We start from the raw sequence: 23970 nt of genomic DNA, 5'->3' as shown, positions 1-23970 counted from the left end.
CCCCCCCGGCGCCCTGAGCCTGCGCCCGAAAGGCCCCTGCCCCCTGTCCACCAGGATGCCCGGCATAATTGAGGGCTTGTCATATTTTGGAGATAACTCCGTGGAAACCTACCCTAGTTGGTAGCTTCCATCCTCTCCCAGTGCCCGATGGCCGACGCGGAAGGATTGGAAGCGCACCCTGCATCCCCGCCAAAGCCACAACAACATTTGGGAGAGCTGCATGCTCAATATCTTTTCGCTGTCCAATGGCCGTCTGGTCCAGGAAGAGATCGAATCGCTGGAAGAACTCAAGCAGTTCCAGCCCATCTGGGTCGACCTGGAGTCGCCCACCCTCGAGGAAAAGCGCTGGATCAAGCAGCACTACGGTCTGTCGATTCCCGAAGACGCGACCGACGAGGACATCGAGGAATCCGCCCGCTTCTATGAGGAAGACAACGGCGAGCTGCACATCCGCAGCGACTTCTTGGTGGACGACGAGGACGACCCACGCAGCGTGCGCGTGGCCTTCATCCTGAACCAGCACAACACCGAGCTGAAAAGCTGCGGCGTGCTGTTTTCCATCCACGAGGAAGACATTCCGGTCTTCCGCCTGCTGCGCCTGCGTGCGCGCCGCGCGCCCGGGCTGATCGAAGAGGCCAAGGAAGTGCTGCTCAAGCTCTTCGACGCCGACGCCGAATACTCCGCCGACACGCTGGAAGGCATCTACGACGACCTGAAAAAGGTCAGCGCCCAGGTGCTGGACGGCAACGTCACCGACAGCGACGCCCAGACCGTGCTGGCCGACATCGCGCGCCAGGAAGACCTGAACGGCCGCATCCGCCGCAACATGCTGGACACGCGCCGCGCCGTCAGCTTCATGATGCGCAGCAAGATGCTGAACGCCGAGCAGTTCGAGGACGCGCGCCAGATCCTGCGCGACATCGAGTCGCTGGACAGCCACACGGCCTTCCTGTTCGACAAGATCAACTTCCTGATGGACGCCACCGTCGGTTTCCTGAACATCAACCAGAACAAGATCATCAAGATCTTCTCGGTGGCCAGCGTGGCCCTGCTGCCACCCACGCTGATCGCCAGCGTCTACGGCATGAACTTCCGTGTCATGCCCGAGCTGGAATGGGAATACGGCTACGTCTACGTGCTGCTGCTGATGGTGCTCAGCGCCGTGGGGCCCATGCTGTACTTCCGCAAGCGCGGCTGGCTCAAGTAAGGCTGCAGGCATTCAAAAAAGGAGCATCCGGCGCTCATTCCAAGCCAATTTCAAATGGTTTATCGTCTGAAATCAAGGCAGAACGCGCGCCACACGCTCACTTTTTCACAGGTCTTTGGCCAGCACGGTGGCCACACCGCGCGGCCGCCGCACCCTCAGCCCATGCGGCAGGCGGGGTGCGCCATCCAGCCCAGCCCCTGGCTGGTGCCGTGGCGCGGGCGGTATGCACAGCCCACCCAGCCGCTGTAGCCCAGGGCATCGATGAGGTCGAACAGATAGGGATAGTGCAGCTCGCCCCCATCCGGCTCGTGCCCCTCCGGCACGCCCGCCACCTGGATGTGGCCGACGCGCCCCGTGGGCAGGTAGGTGCGCAGCTTGGTGGCCACATCGCCCTCCATGACCTGGCAGTGGTACAGGTCCATCTGCACCTTCAGGTTGGGCGCCGCCACGGTCTGCACCAGGCTGTGGGCCTGGTCCTGGGTCTGCAGAAAATAGCCCGGCATGTCGCGCCCATTGATCGGCTCGACCAGCACCTCCACCCTCACGTCGGCGGCGGCCTGCGCCGCCCAGCGCAGGTTCTCGTGGGCCGTGCTGACCAGGGCTTCGCGCGCCAGCGTGTGCGGCACCAGGCCGGCCATGACGTGGATGCGCGGGCAGCCCAGCACCTGGGCGTAGTGCAGGGCCTGCCAGACGCCTTCGCGAAAGTGGGCCTCTTCCCCGGGCATGCACAGGCTGCCGCGCCGCCCGGCCTCCCAGGCCTGGGCCATATCCGCCAGATTCCCGCCCCCGGCCGGGGCGTTGAACAGCACCTGCTGCAGGCCATGCTGCACCAGCTGCTGCGCCAGCTCCTCGGCCGCGTAGGCATAGGGAAACCGGTATTCCACCGCCCGGAAGCCATCCCGCGCGGCCGCACCGAAGCGGGCCAGGAAAGGCAGCTCGGTGTACATCAGCGAGAGGTTGGCGGCACAGCGGGGCATGGCTGCATTATGGGAAATTGCACCGCCGCCGCTTTGACGCTGGTCGGTTGGTGGCCACCCCGCGTCGCCGCGGCCCTCCGGCTCACCCCAAGGGCACCGGGGTCATGCCGGCGTGCAGCCGGCCCGCCCACGGTCGCGCCTAGCCCCGCTCCAGACAGAACACGGCCGTGCTGGCGCGCAGATTCGGCCAGTTGCGGATGACCTGGCCTTCGCGCAGGCCGAAGGCATCGACCACGTGCAGCCGGTTCTTGTGCGCCAGCACCTCGAAGTCCTTGAACGTGCCCACGCGGATGTTGGGCGTGTCGTACCACTGGTAGGGCAGGTGGCGCGTCACCGGCATGCGCCCGCGCAGCACCGAGAAACGGTTGGGCCAGTGTGCGAAGTTGGGGAAGCTGACCACGCTCATGCGGCCCACGCGCGCGGTTTCGCGCAGCATGGTTTCGGTGTTGCGCAGGTGCTGCAGCGTGTTGATCTGCAGCACCATGTCGAAGCTGTTGTCCTCGAAGATGGCCAGGCCGTCGTCCAGGTTCAGCTGCAGCACGTTGATGCCGCGCTGCACACAGGCCAACACGTTGGCGTCATCGATCTCCACGCCATAGCCGGTGCAGCCCCGCTCGCGCTGCAGGTACTGCAGGAAGCTGCCGTCGCCGCAGCCCAGATCCAGCACGCGGGCGCCCTGGGGCACCAGCTGTGCCAATGCTTGCATGGTGGGGGTCGCGCTCATGCGGTGAACTCCTTGGCAATGCCGTCAAAGTAGGCGCGCATCGCGGCCAGATAGCGGGGGTCGTCGAGCAGGAAGGCGTCGTGCCCATGGGGCGCGTCGATCTCGGCATAGCTGACGTCGCGCCCGTTCTGCAGCAGGGCCTGCACGATCTCGCGGCTGCGCCCCGGCGCAAAGCGCCAGTCGGTGGTGAAGCTGACCAGGAAGAACTTGGCCAGACTGCGGGTCAGCGCGGCCTTCAGGCTGCCGCCGTACTTCTTGGCAGGGTCGAAGTAGTCCAGCGCACGCGTGATCAGCAGGTAGGTGTTGGCGTCAAAGTAGCCGCTGAACTTGTCGCCCTGGTAGCGCAGGTAGCTCTCGATCTCGAACTCGATGTCCTGGGTGGTGAACTGGATGTCGGCGCCGTTGCGCAGAGCGCGGCCGAACTTCTGGTTCATCACATCGTCGCTCAGGTAGGTGATGTGGCCGATCATGCGGGCGATGCGCAGCCCGCGCTGCGGCACCACGCCGTGGGCGTAGAAATCACCGCCGTGGAAGTCCGGGTCGGTGACGATGGCGCGGCGCGCCACCTCGTTGAAGGCGATGTTCTCGGCGTTCAGATTGGGCGCACTGGCCACCACCACGGCGTGGCGCATGCGCTCAGGGTACTGCAGCGTCCAGCTCAGCGCCTGCATGCCCCCCAGGCTGCCGCCCAGCACGGCGGCCAGTTGTGCGACGCCCAAGCGATCGAGCAGCAGGGACTGGGCATTGACCCAGTCCTCCACCGTCAGCACGGGGAAGCTGGAACCGTAGACCGCGCCGGTCTCCGGGTTAGTGTGCATGGGACCGGTCGAACCAAAGCAGGAGCCCAGGTTGTTGACGCCAATGACGAAGAACTTGTTGGTGTCCACGGACTTGCCGGGGCCGATCATGTTGTCCCACCAGCCCTCGCTCTTGGGCTGGCCGGCGTACACGCCCGCCACGTGGTGCGAGGCATTCAGCGCATGGCAGATCAGGATGGCGTTGGAGCGGTCGGCGTTGAGCGTGCCATAGGTCTCGTACGCAAGGGTGTAGTCACGGATGTGCTTGCCGCTTTGCAGCGGCAGCGCATCCGGAAAGTGCATGGTTTGTGGTGTGGCGATGAAGGACATGAAAAAACCCGGCATCGCTAAAAACGAGGCCGGGTTCTGTGCAAGCGGTTTCGTCTTTAGCAGGATTTATAAAGCGCCCGCAAGCAGAAGCAAATCAGCGCATGCAGGGCATTATGCCAAACCCGGCACCCCTGTGGCGAACAAGGCCACCACGCCCAGCACCAGGAAGATCAGCGCCGAAATCACATGCACCAGGCGGATCGGCACCTTCTTGACCAGCTTGTCACCCAGCCACACCACGGGGGCATTTGCCAGCATCATGCCCAGCGTCGTGCCCAGCACCACCCACAGGTAGGCGTTGTACTGCGCGGCCAGCATCACCGTGGCGATCTGCGTCTTGTCGCCCATCTCGGCCAGGAAGAACACCACCACCGTGGTGCCGAACACCCCCCAGCGCGAATGCCCAGCCACCTCGTCATCTTCGAGCTTGTCTGGGATCAGCATCCAGACGGCCATGGCGATGAAGGACAGGCCCAGGATCCAGCGCATGGCGTCGGGCCCGATCATGGCATTCACCCACGATCCGACGGCACCGGCCAGGCCATGGTTGACCACGGTGGCAACAAAAATGCCCAGAACAATCGGCCAGGGTTTGCGAAAACGTGCGGCAAGGACCAGGGAGAGCAACTGCGTTTTGTCGCCCATTTCAGCCAGGGCAACAATACCGGTCGAGACGAGGAAGGCTTCCATAAGGTGGGGGAATGGTTATACGGCCGGACTGAACACGCATTGACTGCCGCCGCGTCCAGCCTGGATACGGTTGCAGCCAATGGTCTTGCCCAGCTTTTGAAGCCGCATGCACCATAGCGCACTCGCGCCAAGTCTGTTGATACATGCTTTTGGCGCATTGCACGCCAAACGGACTACTCCCCAAAGACGGGGACTATTGTAGCGATTTGCAATATTTATCGCCCTCCGCCCAAGCACACCACTGTTATCAAGATGGAATTGCGGGTTAATACGAGTGCTTTGTTGTATAGGAGCACAAATTTGACAAAACCCCAGTGACCTCCAGATAGCTTGCGACATAATGGGCTCGCTCCCGGGTACTCGGGTACAGGAGCAAGTGCGTTTGCGTCTCTAAGGTAGGTCAAGCCTCAGGTTGGCTTTCGGTTAGGGCTCCATCGCGTTTCAAGTCTTTTTCTAGGAGTCCTCCATGGGCAACAAACTTTACGTGGGCAACCTGCCTTACGCTTTCCGCGACAACGACCTCGAGCAGGCGTTCTCCGAATTCGGCGCTGTGCAAAGCGCCAAGGTCATGATGGAGCGTGACACCGGCCGTTCCAAGGGCTTCGGCTTTGTGGAAATGGGCAGCGATGCTGAAGCACAAGCCGCTATCCAAGGCATGCACGGTCAAAACTTCGGCGGCCGCGATCTGGTCGTGAACGAAGCACGCCCCATGGAACCCCGCCCTCCCCGTAGCGGTGGCTTCGGCGGTGGCCGTGGCAACGGCGGCGGCTTCGGCGGCGGCGGTTTCGGTGGTGGCCGTAACAGCTACTAATCCCGAACGCGTGTCTTGACGCGATGCTCCACAAAAAAAGGAACCGCAAGGTTCCTTTTTTCATGGTCGTTTTATTTTTCCTAAACCGCTTGTATTTCCATAAAAACTCTGCGGATAATGTTTCCGCGGAATTTCCGCTTTCTGTTTACCAATCCCAACAAATGGGTGCTTTCAAGATATTGGCACCGTATTGGTTTCGGCTGAGGAGCGAGTGATGGGCAGTAAGTTGTATGTAGGCAATTTGCCATATGGCGTTCGCGATCACGATTTGGAACAGGCTTTCGTGCCATTTGGCACAGTGGCCAGTGCCAAAGTCATGATGGAGCGCGATACCGGGCGTTCCAAAGGCTTTGGCTTTGTGGAAATGTGCAGTGACGCCGAGGCCAGTGCAGCCATTCAAGGCATGAATGGCCAACCCCTGGGCGGCCGCAGCCTGGTGGTCAATGAAGCACGTCCCATGGAGCCACGCCCGCCCCGTTCCGGGGGCTACGGCAGCTATGGCGGCAACCCGAATGCAGGCAACAACGGGTTTGCCGGCCGCGGGGAAGGCAGCTTTCGCAGCCCCTATGGCACCGGCCCACGTGGGCGCGGCAACCCAGGTTATGGACAGAACCCCGAAGGGGGAAACCGATTCAAGAACGACCATTAACTTCTTGAAAAACAAAAAAGGCCCTGAGGGCCTTTTTTTATTTTGCAAGAATAATCCTACATTTATATTTCTTATATTCTTACGCAGCTGTATTCATCACTTGCGTGATTCGATCACGCCCCGCACCCGTCCCTTGAGTTCAATCACTTGGGACAGATTGTCGTAATTCATGCTATCTCCGACAAAGCGGCTTCCACCGCGTGTCAGCACGACGGGCAAATGGGAGCGAACGCGCTCTTCCTTCGTCCAGGCGTGCAGAAACTCGCCCTCCACCTGCAAAGCCGCCTGGGGCTGACCGGGCACCACGCGCCGTACCTTGGCATCCCCCCACAGCTGCACCTCAGAGGCGTCCGAATTGCTGATACCGCGTTGGGCGGCAGAGGTCGTGACCGTGCCATCCGGCGCAATGCTGCGCGTGCGCACCGCATCCACTTCCAAGGTGTCGGACAAGGGCAAATGGCGCGCCATATCCCCCTGGATCACACTTTGCAGACGCCCGCTGGCGTCGAACTGGTGCACCGAAAAATCACGCATCGTGTAATCCGGGTCGGCCGATGCCACCTGATCCACCGGACCTGCCAACGGCTTGGGGGCATTGCGCACCAGCCACCACGTGCCCAAGGCCAGCACTGCCATCAGCATGATGGGCAGGTAAATGGACAGCTGCTCCCAGACGCGTTGCAAGGTTTTTTTCATCGCAGATAGGTCTCCAGCAAGCGGTGGTAGTGCCCACCGGCCTGCAGCAGCAGATCACACAACTGGCGCACCGCTCCCTGGCCACCAGGCAGGTCGCTCACCCAATCGGCGCGGGCCAGATTTTCCACGTGGGCGTTGCGCGGTGCGCACGCCAAGGCACAGCGCTGCATCACGGGCAGATCAGGCCAGTCATCGCCCATGGCGGCGGCTTGGTTCCAATCCAGCCCCAGGCTGTCCAGAATGGACTGCGCAGCCGGCACCTTGTCTTCGGTGCCGTAGACAGCATGCTGCACCCCCAACTGCTTGAGGCGCAAGCGCAGCGGCGCGGAATCCCGCCCCGTGACCACCGCAGGCACGATTCCCGCCTTCTGCAGCAGCTTGATGCCGTGCCCATCCAGGGTGTTGAAGCGCTTGAGGGTCTCGCCGTGCTCGCTGAACAGCAGGCCCCCGTCGGTCAGCACGCCATCCACATCCAGGAACACGACCCGCACCTGCTGGGCCTTGGCAAGCACCGAGGCATCGCAACGCACCGACCTGTCCATTTGCATTCCGTCCATCAGATCACCTTGGCCAACATCAGGTCCCGGATATGGACCATGCCCACCAGAGTCCCTGCTGCATCCGTGACCAGCACCGACGTGATGCCGTAGCGCTCCATCAACTGGGCCGCATCGGCTGCGAGGGCATCGGGACTGATCGTGCGAGGTTGAGGGTGCATCAGGTCTGCGGCCTTGGCCGCACGCAGAGCCGTGCCGTCTTCGATGCGGCGGCGCAGGTCACCATCCGTGAAGATGCCCAGCACCCGCCCTGCGGCATCCACCACCGCACTGGCCCCCATGTGCTTGGCGCTGATCTCGCGCATCAGGCGGTCAAATCCGTCCTGCTCCAGCACGCGCGGCACGTCGTCACCACTGCGCATGACATCGCGCACATGGGTCAGCAGTTTGCGGCCCAAGGCACCGCCGGGGTGGGACAGCGCAAAATCTTCGGCCTTGAAACCGCGCGCCTCCAGCAGGGCGGCCGCCAGGGCATCGCCCAGAGCCAACTGCACCGTGGTGCTGGCGGTGGGCGCCAGATTCAAAGGGCAGGCTTCCCGCTCCACGCTGGTGTCCAGCACCCAGTCCGCATGTTTGGCCAGGCTGGAGGTCAGGCCCCCGGTCATGCCGGCAATCCGCACGCCCTGGCGCTTGAGGGCCGGCAGCAGCGATGTTAGTTCGTGGCTTTCGCCACTGTTGGAGATCGCCAGCACCATGTCCTTGTCGGTCACCATGCCCAGGTCGCCATGGCTGGCCTCGGCCGGGTGCACAAAGAAGGCCGGGGTGCCGGTCGACGCCAGGGTGGCGGCGATCTTGCGCCCAATGTGACCACTTTTGCCCATGCCCATGACCACCACGCGCCCGGGCGTCGCCAGCATGGCCTGTGCCACCTGCACGAAGCGATCATCCAGCCGCTGGGCCAGCGCCTGCAGCGATTGGATTTCAATGGTCAAAGTCTCACGCGCCGTGGCCAAGGCCTGCGACGCGCCCAGTACGGGCGAGGTCGGCATGGGGATGTTCATGGACGGATTTTATCGGGGCGGCCGAGACCCCGCCGCCCCATCGGACCTACGCCTAGCGCAAGCAGGGCCAGGGTGGTGGCTCCGCCGCAGAAACCACCCACGGGCGCCGACCTGATCGCGCGGGCCACTGCGTCAGAATCCACCACTGATTACACTTTTTGCATTCACCGCCTTGCGACCGGCAAGGCCCTTCGTTTCCGGCGGGAGCGCTGCCGATGCAGCCCCTGCCCCAGCAGCCCTTTGCGGCTTTGAAAACTGCGCCCCATGCACACCACCAGCGTCAACGACTACCTTCGCCAGCACATCCGCACTGTGTCCGACTGGCCTGCGCCCGGCGTGCAGTTTCGAGACATCACCCCGTTGCTGCAGGACCCCAAGGTATTCCGCGTGTTGATCGATGCCTTCGTGCACCGCTACATGGATGCCGACAAGCGCCCCGATGTGGTGGCCGGCCTGGATGCCCGGGGTTTCATCCTGGGCGCTGTCATTGCCTATGAGCTGAACGTGGGCTTCGTGCCGATCCGCAAGAAAGGCAAGCTGCCCTTCACCACCGTCGAGGAAACCTACGAGCTGGAATACGGCAGCGCCACGGTGGAGCTGCACACCGATGCCGTCAAGCCCGGGGACAAGGTCCTGCTGATTGACGACCTGATTGCCACCGGCGGCACCATGATGGCCGGCAAGAAACTGATCGAGAAGCTGGGCGCCACCGTCATGGAGGGGGCCGCGATTGTCGACCTGCCCGAGCTGGGGGGCTCCGAGCTGCTGCGCACCACCGGCAAGCTGCCGCTGTTCACCCTGGTGGATTTCGCCGGCCATTGAGGCCTGCGTCCTCCCTGTGGTGCACACCCCGCCGGCCCTGCCGGCTTTTTTGTGCCTGTGCCCCGGGGGCCACAGATACATACCGTGACAGCGTTCACCGATGTGTCACGGCAAACTTGGTTTGTTTACATTTTCACCTTGCCCCCATGCCCTACCCCGCCAGCCACCGCTTCATGCCTGTCACCCCGCGCTGGCGGCGTGGGCTGGGGGCGCTGACCTGGTTGCTGGTGTGCCTGGGGGCCATGCTGTGTGGCGCCTGGGGCAGCACCGCGCTGTACCTGGAAGCCCCGCAGACCCACAACATCGCGACAGCCCTGGCCCTGGTCTGGGGCTTCGCCTGGCTGGTGCTGCTGGGCTACGGCGCGCTGCAACGGCGCACCCTGCCGGTGATGGCCGGCGGGCTGGTGCTGATGCTGGCCCTGCTGGCCTGGTGGAGCACCATCACCCCGCGCAGCGACCGGCGCTGGGCCGATGACGTCGCGCACCTGGTCGAGGCCGCGCCCGAATACAACGCGCCCCAGCACATCCAGCTGCGCCATGTGCGCAACTTCATCTGGCGCAGCGAGACCGACTACACCCCGCGCTGGGAAACCCGGAACTACGATCTGAACCGGCTGCGCAGTGTGGACGTGGCACTGTCGTATTGGATGGGACCAGCCATCGCTCACACCCTGGTGTCGTTTGGGTTCGACAACGGCGAGCACGTCGTGTTCTCCGTGGAGATCCGCAAAGAGCAGGGTGAGCACTTCGACGCCCTGGCAGGCTTCTTCAAGCAGTACGAAATGGCCCTGGTGGCCGCCGACGAGCGCGACATCCTGGCCGTGCGCACCAACGCCCGGGGCGAAGAGGTGCACCTGTACCGCGCGAAGCTGTCGCCCGCTGCCATGCAGGAGCTGTTCCTGGCCTATGCCCAGCAGGCCTCGCAGCTGGCGCAAGCGCCGCGCTTCTACCACACGCTCACGGCCAACTGCACCACCATCGTTTGGCAGCTGGCACGGCGCATCGGCCAGGAACTGCCCCTGGACTGGCGCCTGCTGGCCTCGGGCTACCTGCCGGAATACCTGCGCGACGCCGGCGGCCTGGAATCCATGCAACCGCTGCCGCTGCAGCGCAGCAACGGCCACATCAACGCCCGCGCGCAGAGCTGGCAGCCCGCCCCCGGCCTGGACGACACCCAGGCCAGCATCGACTTTTCGCGCCACATCCGCGCCGGCATGCGCTAGCCGGCCCCGCCTGCGGCCACCGGCCCAGCATGGCGCCTACACTCGCGCACTATGACGCTGTTTTCGCCCTCCCGCTGGCACCTGGGGCTGGTGCTTGCTCTGGCCACCCTGCTGACGGGGTGCGCCGGTGTCACCGTCCGCACCACCGATCCGGCCACCTACCTGGCCGAGCGGCGCAGCGACGTGCTGACCTCGGGGGAGCTCAGCCCTGCGGCGCAGGAGGCGCTGCGGGTGCTGGACCTGGACAGCAAGCGCTGCCTGGCTGACGTCCCCTGGTGCCACTACACGATCGCCACCGCCACCGGCCTGTACGACGAGCAGCGCATGGCGACGCTGGCCGAGCTGTGGATCCTGCAGGCGCGCAAGGCGCAGCAGGTGCCCTCACTGCCCGGCACGCGCACCCCCGAGGATGTGCAAGCCTGGCTGGAAGCCGCACGCCACGCCTGGGCCTACCTGTTCTTCACCCAGCGCAAGCCCAGCGACCGGGCCTTCGAAGACCGCCAGGTCCAGGTGCGCGACTACTACAACCACGCCGTGCAGCAGGCGGTCACCGGCCTGTTCGCGCTGCGCGGCGAGGCCGCCCCGTCCGCGCCCATCACTCTGGGCAGCTGGCATCTGACCTCGGACTTCTCGGGTGTCTGGCTGCCCGCCAACAAGAACATCCCCAACGAACTGGTGCCTGCCACCTCGCTGCGCTTTTCCGGGCTGCGCAACCAGTACCGCCGCGATGGCTTCGGTGCCGAGCTGGTGGCCGTGTTCCAGAGCGATGCGGACCGCGATCTGGCACGCACCGCCCAGGGCATGCTGGAAGGCCCGCCACGCCCGCCCTACCAGGAGTCGCTGTTTCCCGCCGTCACCGTGGTGCTGAACTTTGCCGGACAGAGCCTGGAAGAGGTCCTGTCCACGCGCGAGGTGCAGTTGCAGGCCTTCGACCCCTACCGTGTCCGGCAGGTCGAGCTAGCCCGCACCCGGGTGCCGCTGGCGGGCAATTTTTCCTCGGGCTACGGGCTGTGGCTGGCGCGCTCCGGCTTTGCCACCCAGGCGCTGCGCACCCTGGTGGGGCTGAGCAACGGCATCGTGCGCCCCAGCATCTACCTGATGCAGCCCTACGACCCGAACCGGCGCACCATCGTCATGCTGCACGGACTGGCCAGCAGCCCCGAGGCCTGGATCAACGTGGCCAACGAGGTGCTGGGCGACGAGAACCTGCGCCGCAACTACCAGATCTGGCAGGTCTACTACCCCACCAACGCCCCGCTGGCGCTCAACAACCAGGCCATTCGCCAGGCCTTGCAGCGCACGCTGCAGCACTTTGACCCGCAGGGCACGGCGCGTGCCTCGCAGGACATCACCCTGGTGGGGCACAGCATGGGTGGGGTACTGGCCCGCCTAATGGTCAGCAGCACCCAAGGCCAGGTGCTGGCGTCCATCACCGACACCTACGGTCTGGACCCGGACCAGTTGGACGAACAGCTGCGGCCCTTTGTCGAATTCGAACCCGTGCCCCAGGTCACCAGCGCCATCTTCATCGCGGCCCCGCACCGCGGCACGGACTTTGCCAACAACCGCATCGCGCGCTGGGTGTCCAACCTGATCACGCTGCCGTTTTCCATGGTCGAGCAGTTCGCCGACCTCACGCGCCAGCTGGCCCACGCCTCGCCACGCATCGGCAAGGACTCGCTACTGCGCATTCCCAACAGCATCGACAACCTCAGCGACGCGGACGAGTACGTGCGCCTGATGGCCAACCTGCCAATCAGCCCTCGCGTGCGCTACCACTCCATCATTGGCAACGACACGCCCAACCTGCCGCTGGCCGACAGCAGCGATGGCATCGTGCCCTACCGCAGCGCCCACCTCGAGGGGGCCGCCTCGGAGCTGATCGTGCCCTTCAGCCACAGCGTGCAGGAGCACCCGCGCGCCATCGTGGAAATCCGCCGCATCCTGCACAACCAACTGCTGCCAAGCAACGCCCCAAGCAAGCCATAAGTCCAGATGGGTCAAGGGTCCGCCCGCGCAATCCCGCCACAATTTTCGACATGGAACCCCACATGCCCCCCCCCTCTCCGCGCATCAAGGGCTGGTGCCCGGGCGCCTGGCAACCCATGGCTTCGGGCGATGGGCTGGTCGTGCGCGTGCGCCCCCCGCTGGGCCGATTGAGCGCGGCGCAGGCCGTGTTGCTGGCGGACCTGGCCACCCGCTATGGCAGCGGCACGCTGGAGCTGTCGAACCGTGCGAATGTGCAGTTGCGCGGTGTGGACCCGCTGCAGCACGGCGCCGTGCTGCAGGCCCTGGCCGCGGCGCAGTTGCTAGATGGCGACGCCCGCCAGGAGCAGCTGCGCGCCATCGTGATCGACCCACTGCACCAGCCCGGCGACGGGGTGCTGGCCAGCGCCCAGGCCCTGCAATCCGCGCTGCAACAGGCGCCGGCAGAGGCGCTGCAGGGTCTGCCGGCCAAATTCGGCTGGCTCGTCGCTGGGCAACAGCACGCCCTGCTGGCCACGGTCCCTGCCGATGTGCGCCTGCTGTGCCTGCCCGCGGAGCACGGCGCACCAGCACCCCACCGCTGGTGGGTCCAGCCCGAGGGCGTGGACCAGGCCCTGGCCGCCCCCACGCTGGAGTGCGCCATCGCCTGCGTGCTGCTGCTGGCCGGCTGGAGTGCCGCACAGGCGCGCCAACGCCGCGCCCAAGGGCTGCACCCCGGGCGCATGGCCAGCCAGCTGGCGGCCTACCACAGCCAGCACCAGCGCCTGCCCGACTGGCCCCTGCCCCCAGGGGTACGCTGGCACACCCCGCCTGTGCCCCACCCGGGTGGCGATGCGGAGCCCGCGCCGGGCTGGACGGCCGCGACCGGCTATCTGGTCGCGGCGCCCCTGGGGCGCGTTTCCGCCCCCGCACTGACCCGGCTGGCCCAGGCCCTGGCGCACACCGCCGGCGCACACGGCACGCCCCCGGGGCTGCGCATCACGCCCTGGCGCATGCTGTGCATCGAAGGCGTGGAGTCCCCTGCGGCAGACCACTGGGCACGCCAAGCCGGGCTGGACCAGGCGGCGCACTGGATCACCACTCCCACCGACCCCCGCCTGCGCATCTCGGCCTGCACGGGTGCCCCGGGCTGCGACCAGGCCCTGGCGCCCACGCAAGCCCTGGCGCTGGCGCTGGCGCCGCAAATGCCCGCCGGCAGCCACCTGCATGTCTCGGGCTGCGCCAAGGGCTGCGCGCGCCAGCGCCCGGCCACCGTCACGCTGCGCGCGCAGCGCAGCACCGATGCCGAGGGCCGCGCCCACACCAGCTTCGCCGTGGTGCGCGAGGGCACAGCCGGCGATGCCGCCTGCCTGGAGCTGCCGGCGTCCGGCCTGCGCGACAATCCCCGCTTGTTCTCCGAAAAGATTGCATGGCTCACGTCTACGAAACCCATGGCGCCGAAATCTACCGCCAGTCCTTTGCCACCATCCGCCGCGAAGCCGATCTGACGCGCTTCACCCCGGGGGAGGAGCGCGTCGCGGTGCGCATGATCCATGCCGCCGGCATGGTCGAACTCGCCCCCCACATCCAGTTTTCCCCCGACCTGTTCGCCGCCGGGCAGCAGGCCCTGCTGGACGGCGCCCCCATCCTGTGCGATGTGCGCATGGTCAGCGAGGGCATCACGCGCTCGCGCCTGCCGGCCAACAACCCCGTCATCTGCACCCTGCAGGACCCCGGCGTGGCCGAACTGGCCGCCCGCATGCACAACACCCGCAGCGCTGCCGCGGTCGAGCTGTGGCGCCCCCACCTGGCCGGTGCCGTGGTCGCCATCGGCAACGCCCCCACCGCGCTGTTCCACCTGCTGAACATGCTGCAGCAGCCCGACTGCCCGCGCCCCGCGGCCATCATCGGCTGCCCCGTGGGATTCATCGGTGCCGCCGAATCCAAGGAGGCACTGATGCAGGACCTGCCCGTGCCCGCCATGATCGTGCGCGGCCGCCTGGGCGGCTCGGCCATGACCGTGGCCGCCGTCAACGCCCTGGCCAGCCATGTTGAATAAGCCCGCGATGGTGGCCCCCACGGGCGTGGTCTGCGTGGGCCTGGGCCCCGGTGACCCGGAACTCATGAGCGTCAAGGCCGACCGCCTGGTGCGCCAGGCGCGCCATGTGGCCTTCTTCCGCAAGCCCGGCCGCCCCGGCAAGGCGCGCCAGGCCGTGCAAGGCCTGCTGGCTGACGATGTGGTCGAGTACGCCATGGAATACCCCGTCACCACCGAACTGCCGGTGGACAGCGAGGCCTACGTGCAGCAGCTGTCGCGCTTCTACGACCAGTGGTGCGAACGGCTGGCCGAGCTGGCCCGCCAGACGCAGGTGGTGGTGCTGTGCGAGGGCGACCCCTTCCTCTACGGCTCCTTCATGCACCTCTACACCCGCCTGCAGGCGCGCGGCGACGTGCCCGTGGACGTGGTGCCCGGCATCCCCGGCATGGTGGGCTGCTGGCATGCCACCGGCACCCCCATCACCTGGGGCGACGACGTGCTGAGCGTCATGACCGGCACGCTGTCCGAGGACGAACTGGTGCGCCGCATGCAGACCGCCGACGCCCTGGTCATCATGAAGGTGGGGCGCAACCTGCCGCGCATCCGCCGCGCACTGCAGCGCTGCGGCCGCACCGAGGCCGCCTGGCTGGTGGAAAACGGCACCACCGCCCAGCAACAGGTCCAGCGCCTGCAGGACGTGGGCGATGCGGCCTGCCCCTACTTCGCCATCGTCCTGGTCCATGGCCAGGGCCGCCGCCCGGAGGCCGCATGGTGAGCCCCGCCGGACGCCTGAGCATCGTCGGCCTGGGCCCCGGGGCTCTGCCGCAGATCACCCCCGAGGTGTGCGCCGCCCTGCAGCAGGCCACCGACGTGATTGGCTATGTGCCCTACGTGGAGCGCGCCCGCGCCCTGCTGCAGGCCCAGACCGCGGCGGACGTGGACGCCATCCGTTTCCACGCCTCGGACAACCGGGTCGAGATCGACCGCTCGCGCCATGCGCTGGCGCTGGCCGCGCAAGGCCACCGCGTGGTCGTCGTCTCCTCGGGGGACCCCGGGGTGTTTGCCATGGCCAGCGCCGTGCTGGAAGCCGTGGACCACGCCGCGCCCGCCGAGGCCGCGCTGTGGCACACGCTGGACATCCAGGTGCTGCCCGGCATCACCGCCATGCTGGCGGCCGCCGCGCGCGCCGGGGCCCCCCTGGGCCATGACTTTTGCTGCATCAACCTGTCGGACAACCTCAAGCCCTGGTCCGTGATTGCGCGGCGCGTGCAACTGGCGGCCGAGGCCGACTTTGCCATGGCCTTCTACAACCCGCGCTCCCTCAGCCGGCCCGAAGGCTTCAACCGCCTGCTGGCGCTGCTGCGCACGCACTGCGAGCCCGAGCGCCTGCTGGTCTTTGCCCGCGCCGTCTCCACGCCCGAAGAGCGGCTGACGGTGTGCGCCCTGCAGGACGTGCAGCCCGAGATGGCCGACATGCGCACCGTGGTGCTGGTCGGCAACAGCACCACGCGCCGCGTGGGGCCCTGGGTTTACACCCCGCGTTCCTACGCCCTGGATGGCGCTGCGCCATCCACGCACCCATGAGCCAGCCAGTGCATCACGCGGTCCACGCTGTCGGTGCTCGAACGCGCCGGCACCTGCGGGCGCTGCACCATGATGACGCGCAGGCCCAGGGCCCGCGCCGCCTCCAGCTTGCCGCGCGTGGCCTCGCCCCCGGCATTCTTGGTCACCAGCCATTCGATGCAGTGGGTGGTCAGCAAGGCGCGCTCCGCCTCGGCATCGAAGGGGCCGCGCGCTACCAGCACCGTAGCACCTTGCACAGGCAGGGAGCCAGCTTCCGGCGTATCCACCACCCGCAGCAGATACTGGTGCTGCGGCACATGGCTGAATGCCGCCAGCTGCTTGCGGCCCACGGCCAGGAAGACGCGGGCCGGCGCCACCGGCAAGGCGCGGGCGGCCGCGTCCATGTCGGCCACCATCTGCCAGCGGTCGCCGGCCTCGGGCTGCCAGGCGGGACGTTCCAGCGCCAGCAAGGGCGTGCCGGTCTGGGCGCAGGCCGCGCAGGCATTGCGGCTCATCTGTGCGGCAAACGGGTGGGTGGCATCCACCACGTGGCTGATGCCCTGGCTGCGGATGAACTGCACCAGCCCCTCCACACCGCCAAAACCGCCGCAGCGCGTGGGCAGGGGTTGGGCGGCGGGCTGGCGGGTGGCGCCCGCATACGAAAACACCGCGGGCACCGCGGCCTGGTGCAGGCGGCGGGCCAGCAGACTGGCATCGCTGGTGCCACCCAGCAGGAGAACATGTGTCATGGCTGATCCGTGGCTGACCTTGGTCGGAATGAATGAAGACGGGCTGGAAGGCCTGAGCGCCCCGGCACGCCGTGCCGTGGAGGCGGCACACACCATTTTCGGTGCACCGCGCCACCTGGAGTTGGCCCAGGCCGGCGCGCGCGGCCGCGCCTGGCCCATCCCCTTTGATCCCACCCCCGTACTGGCCTTGCGCGGCCAGCCGGTGGTGGTGCTGGCCTCGGGCGACCCGTTCTGGTTTGGGGCCGGGGGCACGCTGGCCCAGCATCTGCAGCCCCACGAATGGAACTGCCACGCCCAAAGCGCTACATTTTCGCTGGTGGCCGCCCGCCTGGGATGGCGGCTGGAACACAGCGTGTGCCTGGGCCTGCACGCCAGCCCCATGGCGCAGGTGCTGCCGCAGCTGCGGGCCGGGCGCCAGCTGATCGTGCTGCTGCGCGACGGCGCCGCCGTGGCGGACTTTGCCGGCTGGCTGCAGGCCGAAGGCTGGGGCCGCAGCACGCTGTGGGTGCTGGAGGCCGTGGGCGGCCCGCGCGAACGCTGCCGCATGCTGGCGGCCGAGGCCGTCGCCACCGCCCTGGCCGAAGACCCGGCGCAATCGCCGGTCTGCGTGGCCGTGCTGGCGCACAGCGCGCAGCAGGAAGGCCTGCCCACCACCCCCGGCCGGCCCGACGCCTGGTACGCCCACGATGGCCAGATCACCAAGGCCCCCATCCGCGCCATGACGCTGGCCGCCCTGGCACCGCGCCACGGCCAATGCCTGTGGGACATCGGCGGAGGCTCCGGCTCGGTCTCGGTCGAGTGGTGCCTGGCCGGGGGCCAGGCCATCACCATCGAGCAGCACGCCACGCGCGTGGCCAACATCACGCGCAACGCCCAACGTTTTGGCCTGCAGCAGGCGCTGCGCTGTATCCACGGCACAGCGCCCCAGGCCTTGCAGGATCTGCCGCGGCCGCAGGCCGTGTTTGTCGGTGGTGGCTTCGACGCCACCCTGTTTGAACATCTGCAGGCGGCCATGCCCGCGGGCTGCCGCCTGGTGGTCAACGGCGTGACGCTGGAAACCCAGGCCCTGCTGGTTCAGCTGCACGCCAGCCACGGCGGGCAGTTGCAGCGGCTGGAGCTGTCCAGCGTGGAGGCCCTGGGCCGCATGCGCAGCTGGAAGGCCGCGCGCCCGCTGGTGCAATGGGTGTGGCAGCGGTGAACGCCCCGTTGCCCCTGGTGGCGGGCCTGGGCCTGCGCGCCACGGCCCGTGCGGACCACCTGCAGGCGCTGTGGCAGCAGGCCTGCGACTGGCTGGTGCAGCAACCGGACTGGCCGGCGGACCAGGTACCGGCCGTCACCACGCTGGCCGTGCTGGTGCACAAGGCCGACCACCCGGCCCTGCAGGCCTGGCGCACGCAACTGCCGTGGGCCACGCAACTGCTGGCCCTGCCGCCGGTGCAGCTGGCCGGCCAGCCCGTGCCCACCCAGTCGGCGCGCCTGCTGGCGCGCTATGGCACGGGCAGCGTGGCCGAAGCCGCCGCGCTGATCGCCGCCGGCCCCGGCGCGCGGCTGTGGCGGCCGCGCTGGGTGGCCGCCGACGGCTGCGCCACGCTGGCGCTGGCCTGCGCCGCCCCGTCTTTCGATTGTGTATCCGGAGAGGCGATAGCCTCTCCCCTTGAGGAGTAACGGCATGACCGTGCATTTCATCGGCGCCGGCCCCGGCGCCGCCGACCTGATCACCGTGCGCGGGCGCGACCTGATGGCCCGCTGCCCGGTGTGCCTGTATGCCGGGTCGCTGATCCCGCGCGAACTGCTGGCGCACTGCCCGCCGGGCGCGCGCATCGTCAACACCGCGTCCATGGACCTGGACCAGATCGTGGCGGAAATCCAGGCCGCCGAGGCCCAGGGCCAGGACGTGGCCCGCCTGCATTCGGGCGATCTGTCCGTCTGGTCGGCCATGGGCGAGCAGCTGCGCCGCCTGCGCGAGCTGGGCATTGCCTACAGCGTCACTCCCGGCGTGCCCTCGTTCGCCGCCGCGGCCGCCACGCTGGGGGCCGAGCTGACCCTGCCCGGCCTGTGCCAGTCCCTGGTGCTGACGCGCACCTCGGGTCGCGCCACCGCCATGCCCGAGGGCGAGAACCTGGCCGCCTTTGCCGCCACCGGCGCGGTGCTGGCCATCCACCTGTCCATCCACGTCGCCGAGAAGGTGCAGGCCGAGCTGCTGCCCCATTACGGCGCCGACTGCCCCGCCGCCATCGTCTGGCGCGCCAGCTGGCCCGATGAGACCGTGGTGCGCACCACCGTGGGCCAGCTGGCCCAGGCCGTGTCCAGCCGCATGGAGCGCACGGCCATCATGCTGGTGGGCCGCAGCATCAGCGCCGAGGACTTTGGCGAAAGCCGCCTCTACGCTGCCGACTACGACCGCCGCTACCGCCCCCTGGGCACCGCGCCGCGCTTTCCCGCTGCCAACACCGCCGTGGACACCGCCACCGACCGCCCGCTGGGCCACGACGCGGCATGAGCCGCCCCCTGCCCCCCGTGGCCCTGACGCTGATCGGCATTGGCACGGGCAACCCCGACCACCTCACGCGCCAGGCCCTGCAGGCCATGCGCGCGGCCGATCTGATCCTGCTGCCGCACAAGGGCGAGGACAAGGCCGAGCTGGCCGCGCTGCGCCAGTCGCTGTGCGATGCCGTGCTGGCCGACGTGCCCACGCCGCCGCGCGTGGCCGGCTTTGACATGCCCGTGCGCCGCAGCCAGGGCGATGACTACCTGGCCCAGGTGGACGAATGGCATGCCGCCATCACCCGCTGCTGGCAGGCGACGATGGCCCAGGCCCTGGCCGACGGGCTGCAGCCACGCCAGGCCGAAGGACCGCTGCACGTGGCCCTGCTGGTCTGGGGCGATCCCTCGCTGTACGACAGCACCCTGCGCATCGCCGCGCGCATGCAGCCGCCGCCCGTGCAGGTACATGTGGTGGCTGGCATCACCGCCGTCCAGGCCCTGACCGCCGCCCACGCGCTGGCGGTGAACGAGATCGGCCAGCCCTTCACCGTGACCACCGGCCGCCAGTTGCGCGACCACGGCTGGCCCGCCGGGGTGGACACCGTGGTCGTCATGCTGGATGGGCAGTGCAGCTTCACCCACCTGCCGCCGGCGCTGGCGCAGGAGGTTGACATCTGGTGGGGCGCCTACGTGGGCATGGCCCAGCAGGTGCTGGACCACGGCCCGCTGACCGAGGCCGGCCCGCGCATCCTGGCCACGCGCGCCGCCGCGCGCGCGCAGCACGGCTGGATCATGGACATCTACCTGCTGCGCCGCCGCAGCACGGCAGCCCCTGCCACGGCGTTCAGCTCTTGAAAAGGTAGCGGATACCGCAGATGCAACAAGGACTTCCAGCCTGTTTAGGTTGGAAGTCCTTTTTTGGGTGCGCCAAGCGCTCTGTTTTTTGCGTGCCGCGCAGACCGTGCCTGGGCCGTCCACCCTGGGTGGGCTGCCTCCCTGCGCACCGACGCCGCAGGCCACGCTGGACAGGACGCCCTCGCCCGCCCGCGCGCAGGGCGGCGCCGCGCTCACTTGCCGATACAGAAGCTGGAGAAGATCACGCCCAGCAAATCATCCGATGTGAATTCGCCCGTGATGCTGTTCAGCGCCGTCTGTGCCAGGCGCAGCTCCTCGGCCAGGATGTCCAGCGCCGGGCCGGGCACGTTCAGCTGCGCGTGCGCTTCCTCCAGGTGGGCGCCCACGGCCTGCAGCGCCTCCACATGGCGCGCGCGGGCGATGTACAAGCCCTCGGCCGCCGACTGCCAGCCGGCCACCTGCAGCAGGCGCTGGCGCACGGCGTCCAGGCCGTCGCCGGTGCGCGCCGACAGGCTCAGGCTGGCCTCGCTGCCCTGGCGGCCCGCCAAGGGCGCCAGCGGCTGCATCTGTGCGCCGGGTGCGGCCAGGTCGGTCTTGTTCCACAGGTCGATGACGGGAATGTTCGGCGCAATGCGCTCGGCCAGCGTGTGCGCAATCTCCAGATCGTCGGCCACGTAGCCAGCCTCGCCCATGCGCGAGAGGTCGTGCAGGAACAGCACAGCGTCGGCAGCGGCGATCTCGTCCCAGGCGCGGGCAATGCCGATGCGCTCCACCTCGTCCTCGCTGTCGCGCAGGCCGGCGGTGTCGATCACATGCAGCGGCACGCCGTCGATCTGGATGGTCTGCTGCACCTTGTCGCGCGTGGTGCCGGCGATCGGGGTGACGATGGCCAGCTCGGCCCCGGCCAGCGCGTTCAGCAGCGAGCTTTTGCCGGCATTGGGCTGGCCGGCGATCACCACCTTGATGCCTTCGCGCAGCAGCGCGCCCTGCTGGGTGCGCGCCAGCACCTGGCCCAGCTGGTCGCGCAGCGCGTCCAGCTGGCCATAGGCGTCGGCCTTTTGCAGGAAGTCGATCTCTTCCTCGGGGAAGTCCAGCGTGGCCTCGACCAGCATGCGCAGGTGGACCAGGGCTTCGCGCAGCTCACCGATCTCGCGCGAGAAGTCGCCCGACAGCGAGCGGCTGGCGCTGCGCGCCGCCGCCTCGGTGCTGGCGTCGATCAGGTCGGCAATCGCCTCGGCCTGGGCCAGGTCGATCTTGTCGTTGAGGAAGGCGCGCTCGGTGAACTCGCCGGGCTGGGCCAGGCGCAGGCCGGGCAGGACCGGGGCGCCGTCGGCCCCCGGCGCCTGCGCGGCCTCCAGGCAGCGCGCCAGCAGCAGCTGCAGCACCACGGGGCCGCCGTGGGCCTGCAGCTCCAGCACGTCCTCGCCGGTGTAGCTGTTCGGGCCGGGAAAGTAGATGGCCAAGCCGTGGTCAATCGGTGCACCCTTGGCGTCCTTGAAGGGCAGGTAGCTGGCCTCGCGCGGCTTCAGGTCCTTGCCCAGCAGGTGGCGCACCAGGGCACCGATGGCCTTGCCGGAGACACGCACAATGCCGACGGCCCCGCGCCCGGGGGCGGTGGCGATGGCGACGATGGGATCGGAATGGCGGGCAAGCATGGCGTCACGTCCTCAGTGGGGGCGGTGCCCATGATAGCCAGGGGCACGCAAAACAGGCTTTCAAAACAGGAGCACACTGCGCTCGGCACTCAACGACTTCGCAGTCAATCGGCTGCAAAACGCAGTCCCGGCGCGCGCAGTGCGCTCTTGTTATAAAAACCAAAGGCCGCTTGCGCGGCCTTTGGGGGATGTCAGCGGGGCGGCTTACTTCTTCTTGCCGGCGTCTGCAGGCGCCGACTTGAAGCTGGGCAGGTTGAACTGCGGGGGCACGCCCATGCGGGTGTTGATGACCCACTGCTGGGCGATCGACAGGATGTTGTTGGTCAGCCAGTACAGCACCAGACCGGCCGGGAACATGAAGAACATGACGCTGAAGATCAGGGGCATGAACCACATCATCTTGGCCTGCATCGGATCGGGCGGCACGGGGTTCAGGGCCGTCTGCAGCAGAGAGGACAGGGTCATCAGCAGCGGCAGGATGAAGAAGGGGTCCTTGGCCGACAGGTCGGTGATCCACAAGATCCAGGGCGCGTGGCGGATTTCCACCGACGACAGCAGCACCCAGTACAGCGCGATGAACACGGGGATCTGGATCATGATGGGGAAGCAACCGCCCATGGGGTTGACCTTCTCCTCACGGTAGATGCGCATCATCTCCTGCTGCATCTGCTGCGGGTTGCCCTTCAGGCGCTCACGCATCTCCATGATCTTGGGGTTGATGGCCTTCATCTTGGCCATCGAGGCGTAGGCCTTGGCGTTCAACCAGTAGAACAGGATCTTCAGGAACAGCACCAGACCGACGATGGACCAGCCCCAGTTGCCCAGGATGCCGTGGATCTTGTCCAGCAGCCAGTACAGGGGCTTGGCCAGGATGGTCAGCCAGCCGTAGTCCTTGACCAGCTCCAGGCCGGGGGCCAGGGCTTCCAAGGTCTTTTCCAGCTGGGGGCCGGCGAACAGGCGCGCCTGCACGGTCTTGGTCTCGCCAGGTTGCAGCGTGCCCACGGGGGTGATCATGCCGGCGGCGTACAGGTTGTCGCCCACCTTGCGCGCGTAGTTGTCGCGCTGGATGCCGTCACCCAGCAGCCAGGCGCTGGCGAAGTAGTGCTGCACCATGGCCACGTAGCCGCTGGTGGAGGACTTCTCGAAGTCGAGCTTGTCCTTGTCGATGTTCTTGAACTCGACCTTCTGGTACTTGGCGGTGTCGGTGTAGATGGCCGGGCCGGTGAAGGTGGAGTAGAAGGCATTGCCGCCGTCCACCGCGTTGCCGTCACGCAGCAGCTGCAGGTACAGCTGGGGGGTGATGGCGGCCGTGCCGGCGTTCACCACCTCGTGCTGCACGCCGATGTCGTAGGCACCGCGCTTGAGGGTGAAGGTCTTGACCAGCTTCACGCCGTCCTGCACGGGCGACTCGAAGCGCACCTGCAGCTCGTTCTGGCCGTCCTTGAGCGTGCGCTCGCCGGGCTGCACCGTCATCACGGTCTTGTGCGTGGGGTAGTTGCCGCCGATCAGGCCCGTCTGCGCCATATAGACGCGGCTGCTGCTCTCATCGAACAGCACGAAGGGCTGGCTGTGGTCGCCGTCGGCGGCGTACTTCAGCAGCTCGGCGTGCACCAGCGCACCGCCCTGGCCGTCAAAGGTCAGGCGCATCACGTCGGTGGTGACGGTGATCTTCTCGCGGGCCACCGGGGCGGCGTCCGCGCCACCGGGCACGTCGCTGGGCGACGCCGTCGCTGCAGCGGCCACGGCCGCAGGCACTTCCGCCGGCTTGCTCTCGGCAGGCGCGGTGGCCGTCACGGGCGTGGGGAAGAACGTGGCTTGCTTGCCGTTGTGGATTTGCCATTTGTCCCACAGCAAAACCATGGAAAAGCCAAATATCACCCACAAAATGGTGCGGCGAATGTCGTTCATGAAGACTTCTTTGGTGAGGAAGAGGAGGTCAAACCGGTAAACAGCTTGGGCGGGTGGTCGGGCACCGGATCATGCCCGCCATCACACCACGGATGGCAGCGTACCAGTCGCCGCAGTGTCAAATAAGTGCCGGCCGCTGCGCCATGCTGCTCTAACGCCTTCAAAGAGTAGGCGGAACAGGTCGGTTCAAAACGGCAGGCCGAGCCCAGCCACGGACTCAGGAAAAAGCGGTAGCCACGCACCAGGGCCATGAGCAGGGCGCGCACCAT

25 protein-coding genes are annotated in these 23970 nt (G+C 67.3%); 14 read left to right on the top strand and 11 right to left on the bottom strand.

The genetic code is table 11. The features are described 5' to 3' along the window. Window positions 1-220: 220 nt before the first annotated feature. Window positions 221-1207 (top strand): magnesium/cobalt transporter CorA, encoded by a 987-nt coding sequence (gene corA, locus FYM52_RS16010; RefSeq protein ID WP_042416278.1) that lies wholly within the window; start codon window positions 221-223, stop codon window positions 1205-1207. Window positions 1208-1362: 155 nt separating this feature from the next. Here the strand turns inward: corA and otnI are convergent, their stop codons facing one another. From otnI to FYM52_RS15990, 4 genes are all read right to left on the bottom strand, one after another. Continuing rightward, window positions 1363-2184, bottom strand: a complete 822-nt coding sequence (gene otnI / locus FYM52_RS16005; RefSeq protein ID WP_154164822.1) for a 2-oxo-tetronate isomerase — start codon at window positions 2182-2184, stop codon at window positions 1363-1365. A gap of 139 nt (window positions 2185-2323) precedes the next feature. Then, entirely contained in the window at window positions 2324-2908 is a 585-nt protein-coding gene (gene metW / locus FYM52_RS16000; RefSeq protein ID WP_045265812.1) for a methionine biosynthesis protein MetW, read from the bottom strand. Continuing rightward, window positions 2905-4035 (bottom strand): homoserine O-acetyltransferase, encoded by a 1131-nt coding sequence (locus FYM52_RS15995; RefSeq protein WP_154164821.1) that lies wholly within the window; start codon window positions 4033-4035, stop codon window positions 2905-2907. The genes metW and FYM52_RS15995 overlap by 4 nt, the downstream gene beginning before the upstream one ends. 111 nt (window positions 4036-4146) lie before the next feature. Further along, complete coding sequence (locus FYM52_RS15990; protein WP_154164820.1) at window positions 4147-4725, bottom strand: TMEM165/GDT1 family protein; 579 nt, start codon at window positions 4723-4725, stop codon at window positions 4147-4149. A gap of 466 nt (window positions 4726-5191) precedes the next feature. Between FYM52_RS15990 and FYM52_RS15985 the strand changes: the two genes are divergently transcribed. After that, window positions 5192-5536, top strand: coding sequence for an RNA-binding protein (locus FYM52_RS15985; protein WP_042416267.1), 345 nt, complete (start codon window positions 5192-5194; stop codon window positions 5534-5536). 214 nt (window positions 5537-5750) lie between these two features. Continuing rightward, window positions 5751-6185 carry an RNA-binding protein gene (locus tag FYM52_RS15980; RefSeq protein WP_154164825.1) on the top strand — a complete coding sequence of 145 codons (435 nt, stop codon included), beginning with the start codon at window positions 5751-5753 and terminating at the stop codon, window positions 6183-6185. A gap of 96 nt (window positions 6186-6281) precedes the next feature. Here the strand turns inward: FYM52_RS15980 and lptC are convergent, their stop codons facing one another. From lptC to FYM52_RS15965, 3 genes are read right to left on the bottom strand one after another with little or no spacing between them, the layout of a single operon-like run. Continuing rightward, the gene (lptC, locus tag FYM52_RS15975; protein ID WP_154164819.1) at window positions 6282-6881 is read right to left on the bottom strand and encodes an LPS export ABC transporter periplasmic protein LptC; all 600 of its coding nucleotides are present in this window, start codon (window positions 6879-6881) and stop codon (window positions 6282-6284) included. After that, window positions 6878-7438 carry an HAD family hydrolase gene (locus FYM52_RS15970; RefSeq protein ID WP_154164818.1) on the bottom strand — a complete coding sequence of 187 codons (561 nt, stop codon included), beginning with the start codon at window positions 7436-7438 and terminating at the stop codon, window positions 6878-6880. The genes lptC and FYM52_RS15970 overlap by 4 nt, the downstream gene beginning before the upstream one ends. Continuing rightward, window positions 7438-8439, bottom strand: coding sequence for an SIS domain-containing protein (locus FYM52_RS15965; RefSeq protein WP_231499104.1), 1002 nt, complete (start codon window positions 8437-8439; stop codon window positions 7438-7440). Before FYM52_RS15965 ends, FYM52_RS15970 begins: the two co-directional genes overlap by 1 nt. A gap of 264 nt (window positions 8440-8703) precedes the next feature. Here FYM52_RS15965 and FYM52_RS15960 point away from each other — a divergent pair, with 264 nt between their 5' ends. The 7 genes from FYM52_RS15960 (at window position 8704) to cobJ (ending at window position 16071) form a co-directional block, all read left to right on the top strand. Next, window positions 8704-9261 (top strand): adenine phosphoribosyltransferase, encoded by a 558-nt coding sequence (locus tag FYM52_RS15960; RefSeq protein WP_043378426.1) that lies wholly within the window; start codon window positions 8704-8706, stop codon window positions 9259-9261. A 146-nt stretch (window positions 9262-9407) separates the two neighbouring features. Next, window positions 9408-10484 carry a DUF4105 domain-containing protein gene (locus FYM52_RS15955; RefSeq protein ID WP_238826243.1) on the top strand — a complete coding sequence of 359 codons (1077 nt, stop codon included), beginning with the start codon at window positions 9408-9410 and terminating at the stop codon, window positions 10482-10484. Between the two features lie 51 nt (window positions 10485-10535). Then, window positions 10536-12473 (top strand): triacylglycerol lipase, encoded by a 1938-nt coding sequence (locus FYM52_RS15950; protein ID WP_154164817.1) that lies wholly within the window; start codon window positions 10536-10538, stop codon window positions 12471-12473. Between the two features lie 62 nt (window positions 12474-12535). Next, entirely contained in the window at window positions 12536-13957 is a 1422-nt protein-coding gene (locus FYM52_RS19125; protein WP_154164816.1) for a precorrin-3B synthase, read from the top strand. After that, on the top strand, window positions 13879-14508 hold the full coding sequence (locus FYM52_RS15940; RefSeq protein ID WP_042416252.1) for a precorrin-8X methylmutase: 630 nt from the start codon (window positions 13879-13881) through the stop codon (window positions 14506-14508). Before FYM52_RS19125 ends, FYM52_RS15940 begins: the two co-directional genes overlap by 79 nt. Then, on the top strand, window positions 14498-15262 hold the full coding sequence (gene cobI / locus FYM52_RS15935) for a precorrin-2 C(20)-methyltransferase (protein ID WP_042416250.1): 765 nt from the start codon (window positions 14498-14500) through the stop codon (window positions 15260-15262). The genes FYM52_RS15940 and cobI overlap by 11 nt, the downstream gene beginning before the upstream one ends. Further along, window positions 15256-16071 carry a precorrin-3B C(17)-methyltransferase gene (gene cobJ, locus FYM52_RS15930; RefSeq protein WP_154164815.1) on the top strand — a complete coding sequence of 272 codons (816 nt, stop codon included), beginning with the start codon at window positions 15256-15258 and terminating at the stop codon, window positions 16069-16071. The genes cobI and cobJ overlap by 7 nt, the downstream gene beginning before the upstream one ends. Here cobJ and FYM52_RS15925 read toward each other — a convergent pair. Beyond that, window positions 16032-16799, bottom strand: a complete 768-nt coding sequence (locus tag FYM52_RS15925; RefSeq protein WP_154164814.1) for a cobalt-precorrin-6A reductase — start codon at window positions 16797-16799, stop codon at window positions 16032-16034. The two genes, cobJ and FYM52_RS15925, sit on opposite strands and share 40 nt — an antisense overlap. Between FYM52_RS15925 and cbiE the strand changes: the two genes are divergently transcribed. The 4 genes from cbiE to cobF are packed head-to-tail and all read left to right on the top strand — an operon-like array spanning window position 16798 to window position 20138. Further along, a complete protein-coding gene (gene cbiE, locus FYM52_RS15920; protein ID WP_154164813.1) occupies window positions 16798-17997 on the top strand; it encodes a precorrin-6y C5,15-methyltransferase (decarboxylating) subunit CbiE in 1200 nt (399 codons plus the stop codon). The two genes, FYM52_RS15925 and cbiE, sit on opposite strands and share 2 nt — an antisense overlap. Next, window positions 17994-18464 carry a cobalamin biosynthesis protein gene (locus FYM52_RS15915; RefSeq protein ID WP_370513861.1) on the top strand — a complete coding sequence of 157 codons (471 nt, stop codon included), beginning with the start codon at window positions 17994-17996 and terminating at the stop codon, window positions 18462-18464. Before cbiE ends, FYM52_RS15915 begins: the two co-directional genes overlap by 4 nt. A gap of 4 nt (window positions 18465-18468) precedes the next feature. Beyond that, entirely contained in the window at window positions 18469-19299 is an 831-nt protein-coding gene (cobM, locus tag FYM52_RS15910) for a precorrin-4 C(11)-methyltransferase (protein ID WP_154164811.1), read from the top strand. Further along, on the top strand, window positions 19296-20138 hold the full coding sequence (gene cobF, locus FYM52_RS15905) for a precorrin-6A synthase (deacetylating) (RefSeq protein WP_154164810.1): 843 nt from the start codon (window positions 19296-19298) through the stop codon (window positions 20136-20138). The genes cobM and cobF overlap by 4 nt, the downstream gene beginning before the upstream one ends. A gap of 212 nt (window positions 20139-20350) precedes the next feature. On the opposite strand, the gene mnmE is transcribed toward cobF, so the two are convergent. The 3 genes from mnmE to yidD form a co-directional block, all read right to left on the bottom strand. Continuing rightward, window positions 20351-21793 (bottom strand): tRNA uridine-5-carboxymethylaminomethyl(34) synthesis GTPase MnmE, encoded by a 1443-nt coding sequence (gene mnmE, locus FYM52_RS15900; protein WP_154164809.1) that lies wholly within the window; start codon window positions 21791-21793, stop codon window positions 20351-20353. A gap of 204 nt (window positions 21794-21997) precedes the next feature. Next, window positions 21998-23701 (bottom strand): membrane protein insertase YidC, encoded by a 1704-nt coding sequence (gene yidC, locus FYM52_RS15895; protein ID WP_154164808.1) that lies wholly within the window; start codon window positions 23699-23701, stop codon window positions 21998-22000. Next, window positions 23698-23970: a membrane protein insertion efficiency factor YidD gene (yidD, locus tag FYM52_RS15890; RefSeq protein ID WP_081770599.1), complete on the bottom strand. Its 273-nt coding sequence runs from the start codon at window positions 23968-23970 to the stop codon at window positions 23698-23700. The genes yidC and yidD overlap by 4 nt, the downstream gene beginning before the upstream one ends.

Origin of the sequence: Comamonas sp. CAH-2 (assembly GCF_009668305.1) — a bacterium.
GTDB lineage: Bacteria > Pseudomonadota > Gammaproteobacteria > Burkholderiales > Burkholderiaceae_C > Comamonas > Comamonas aquatica.
The sequence above is the reverse complement of the archived record's forward strand: the minus strand, read 5'-3'. Positions and strand labels throughout refer to the sequence as shown.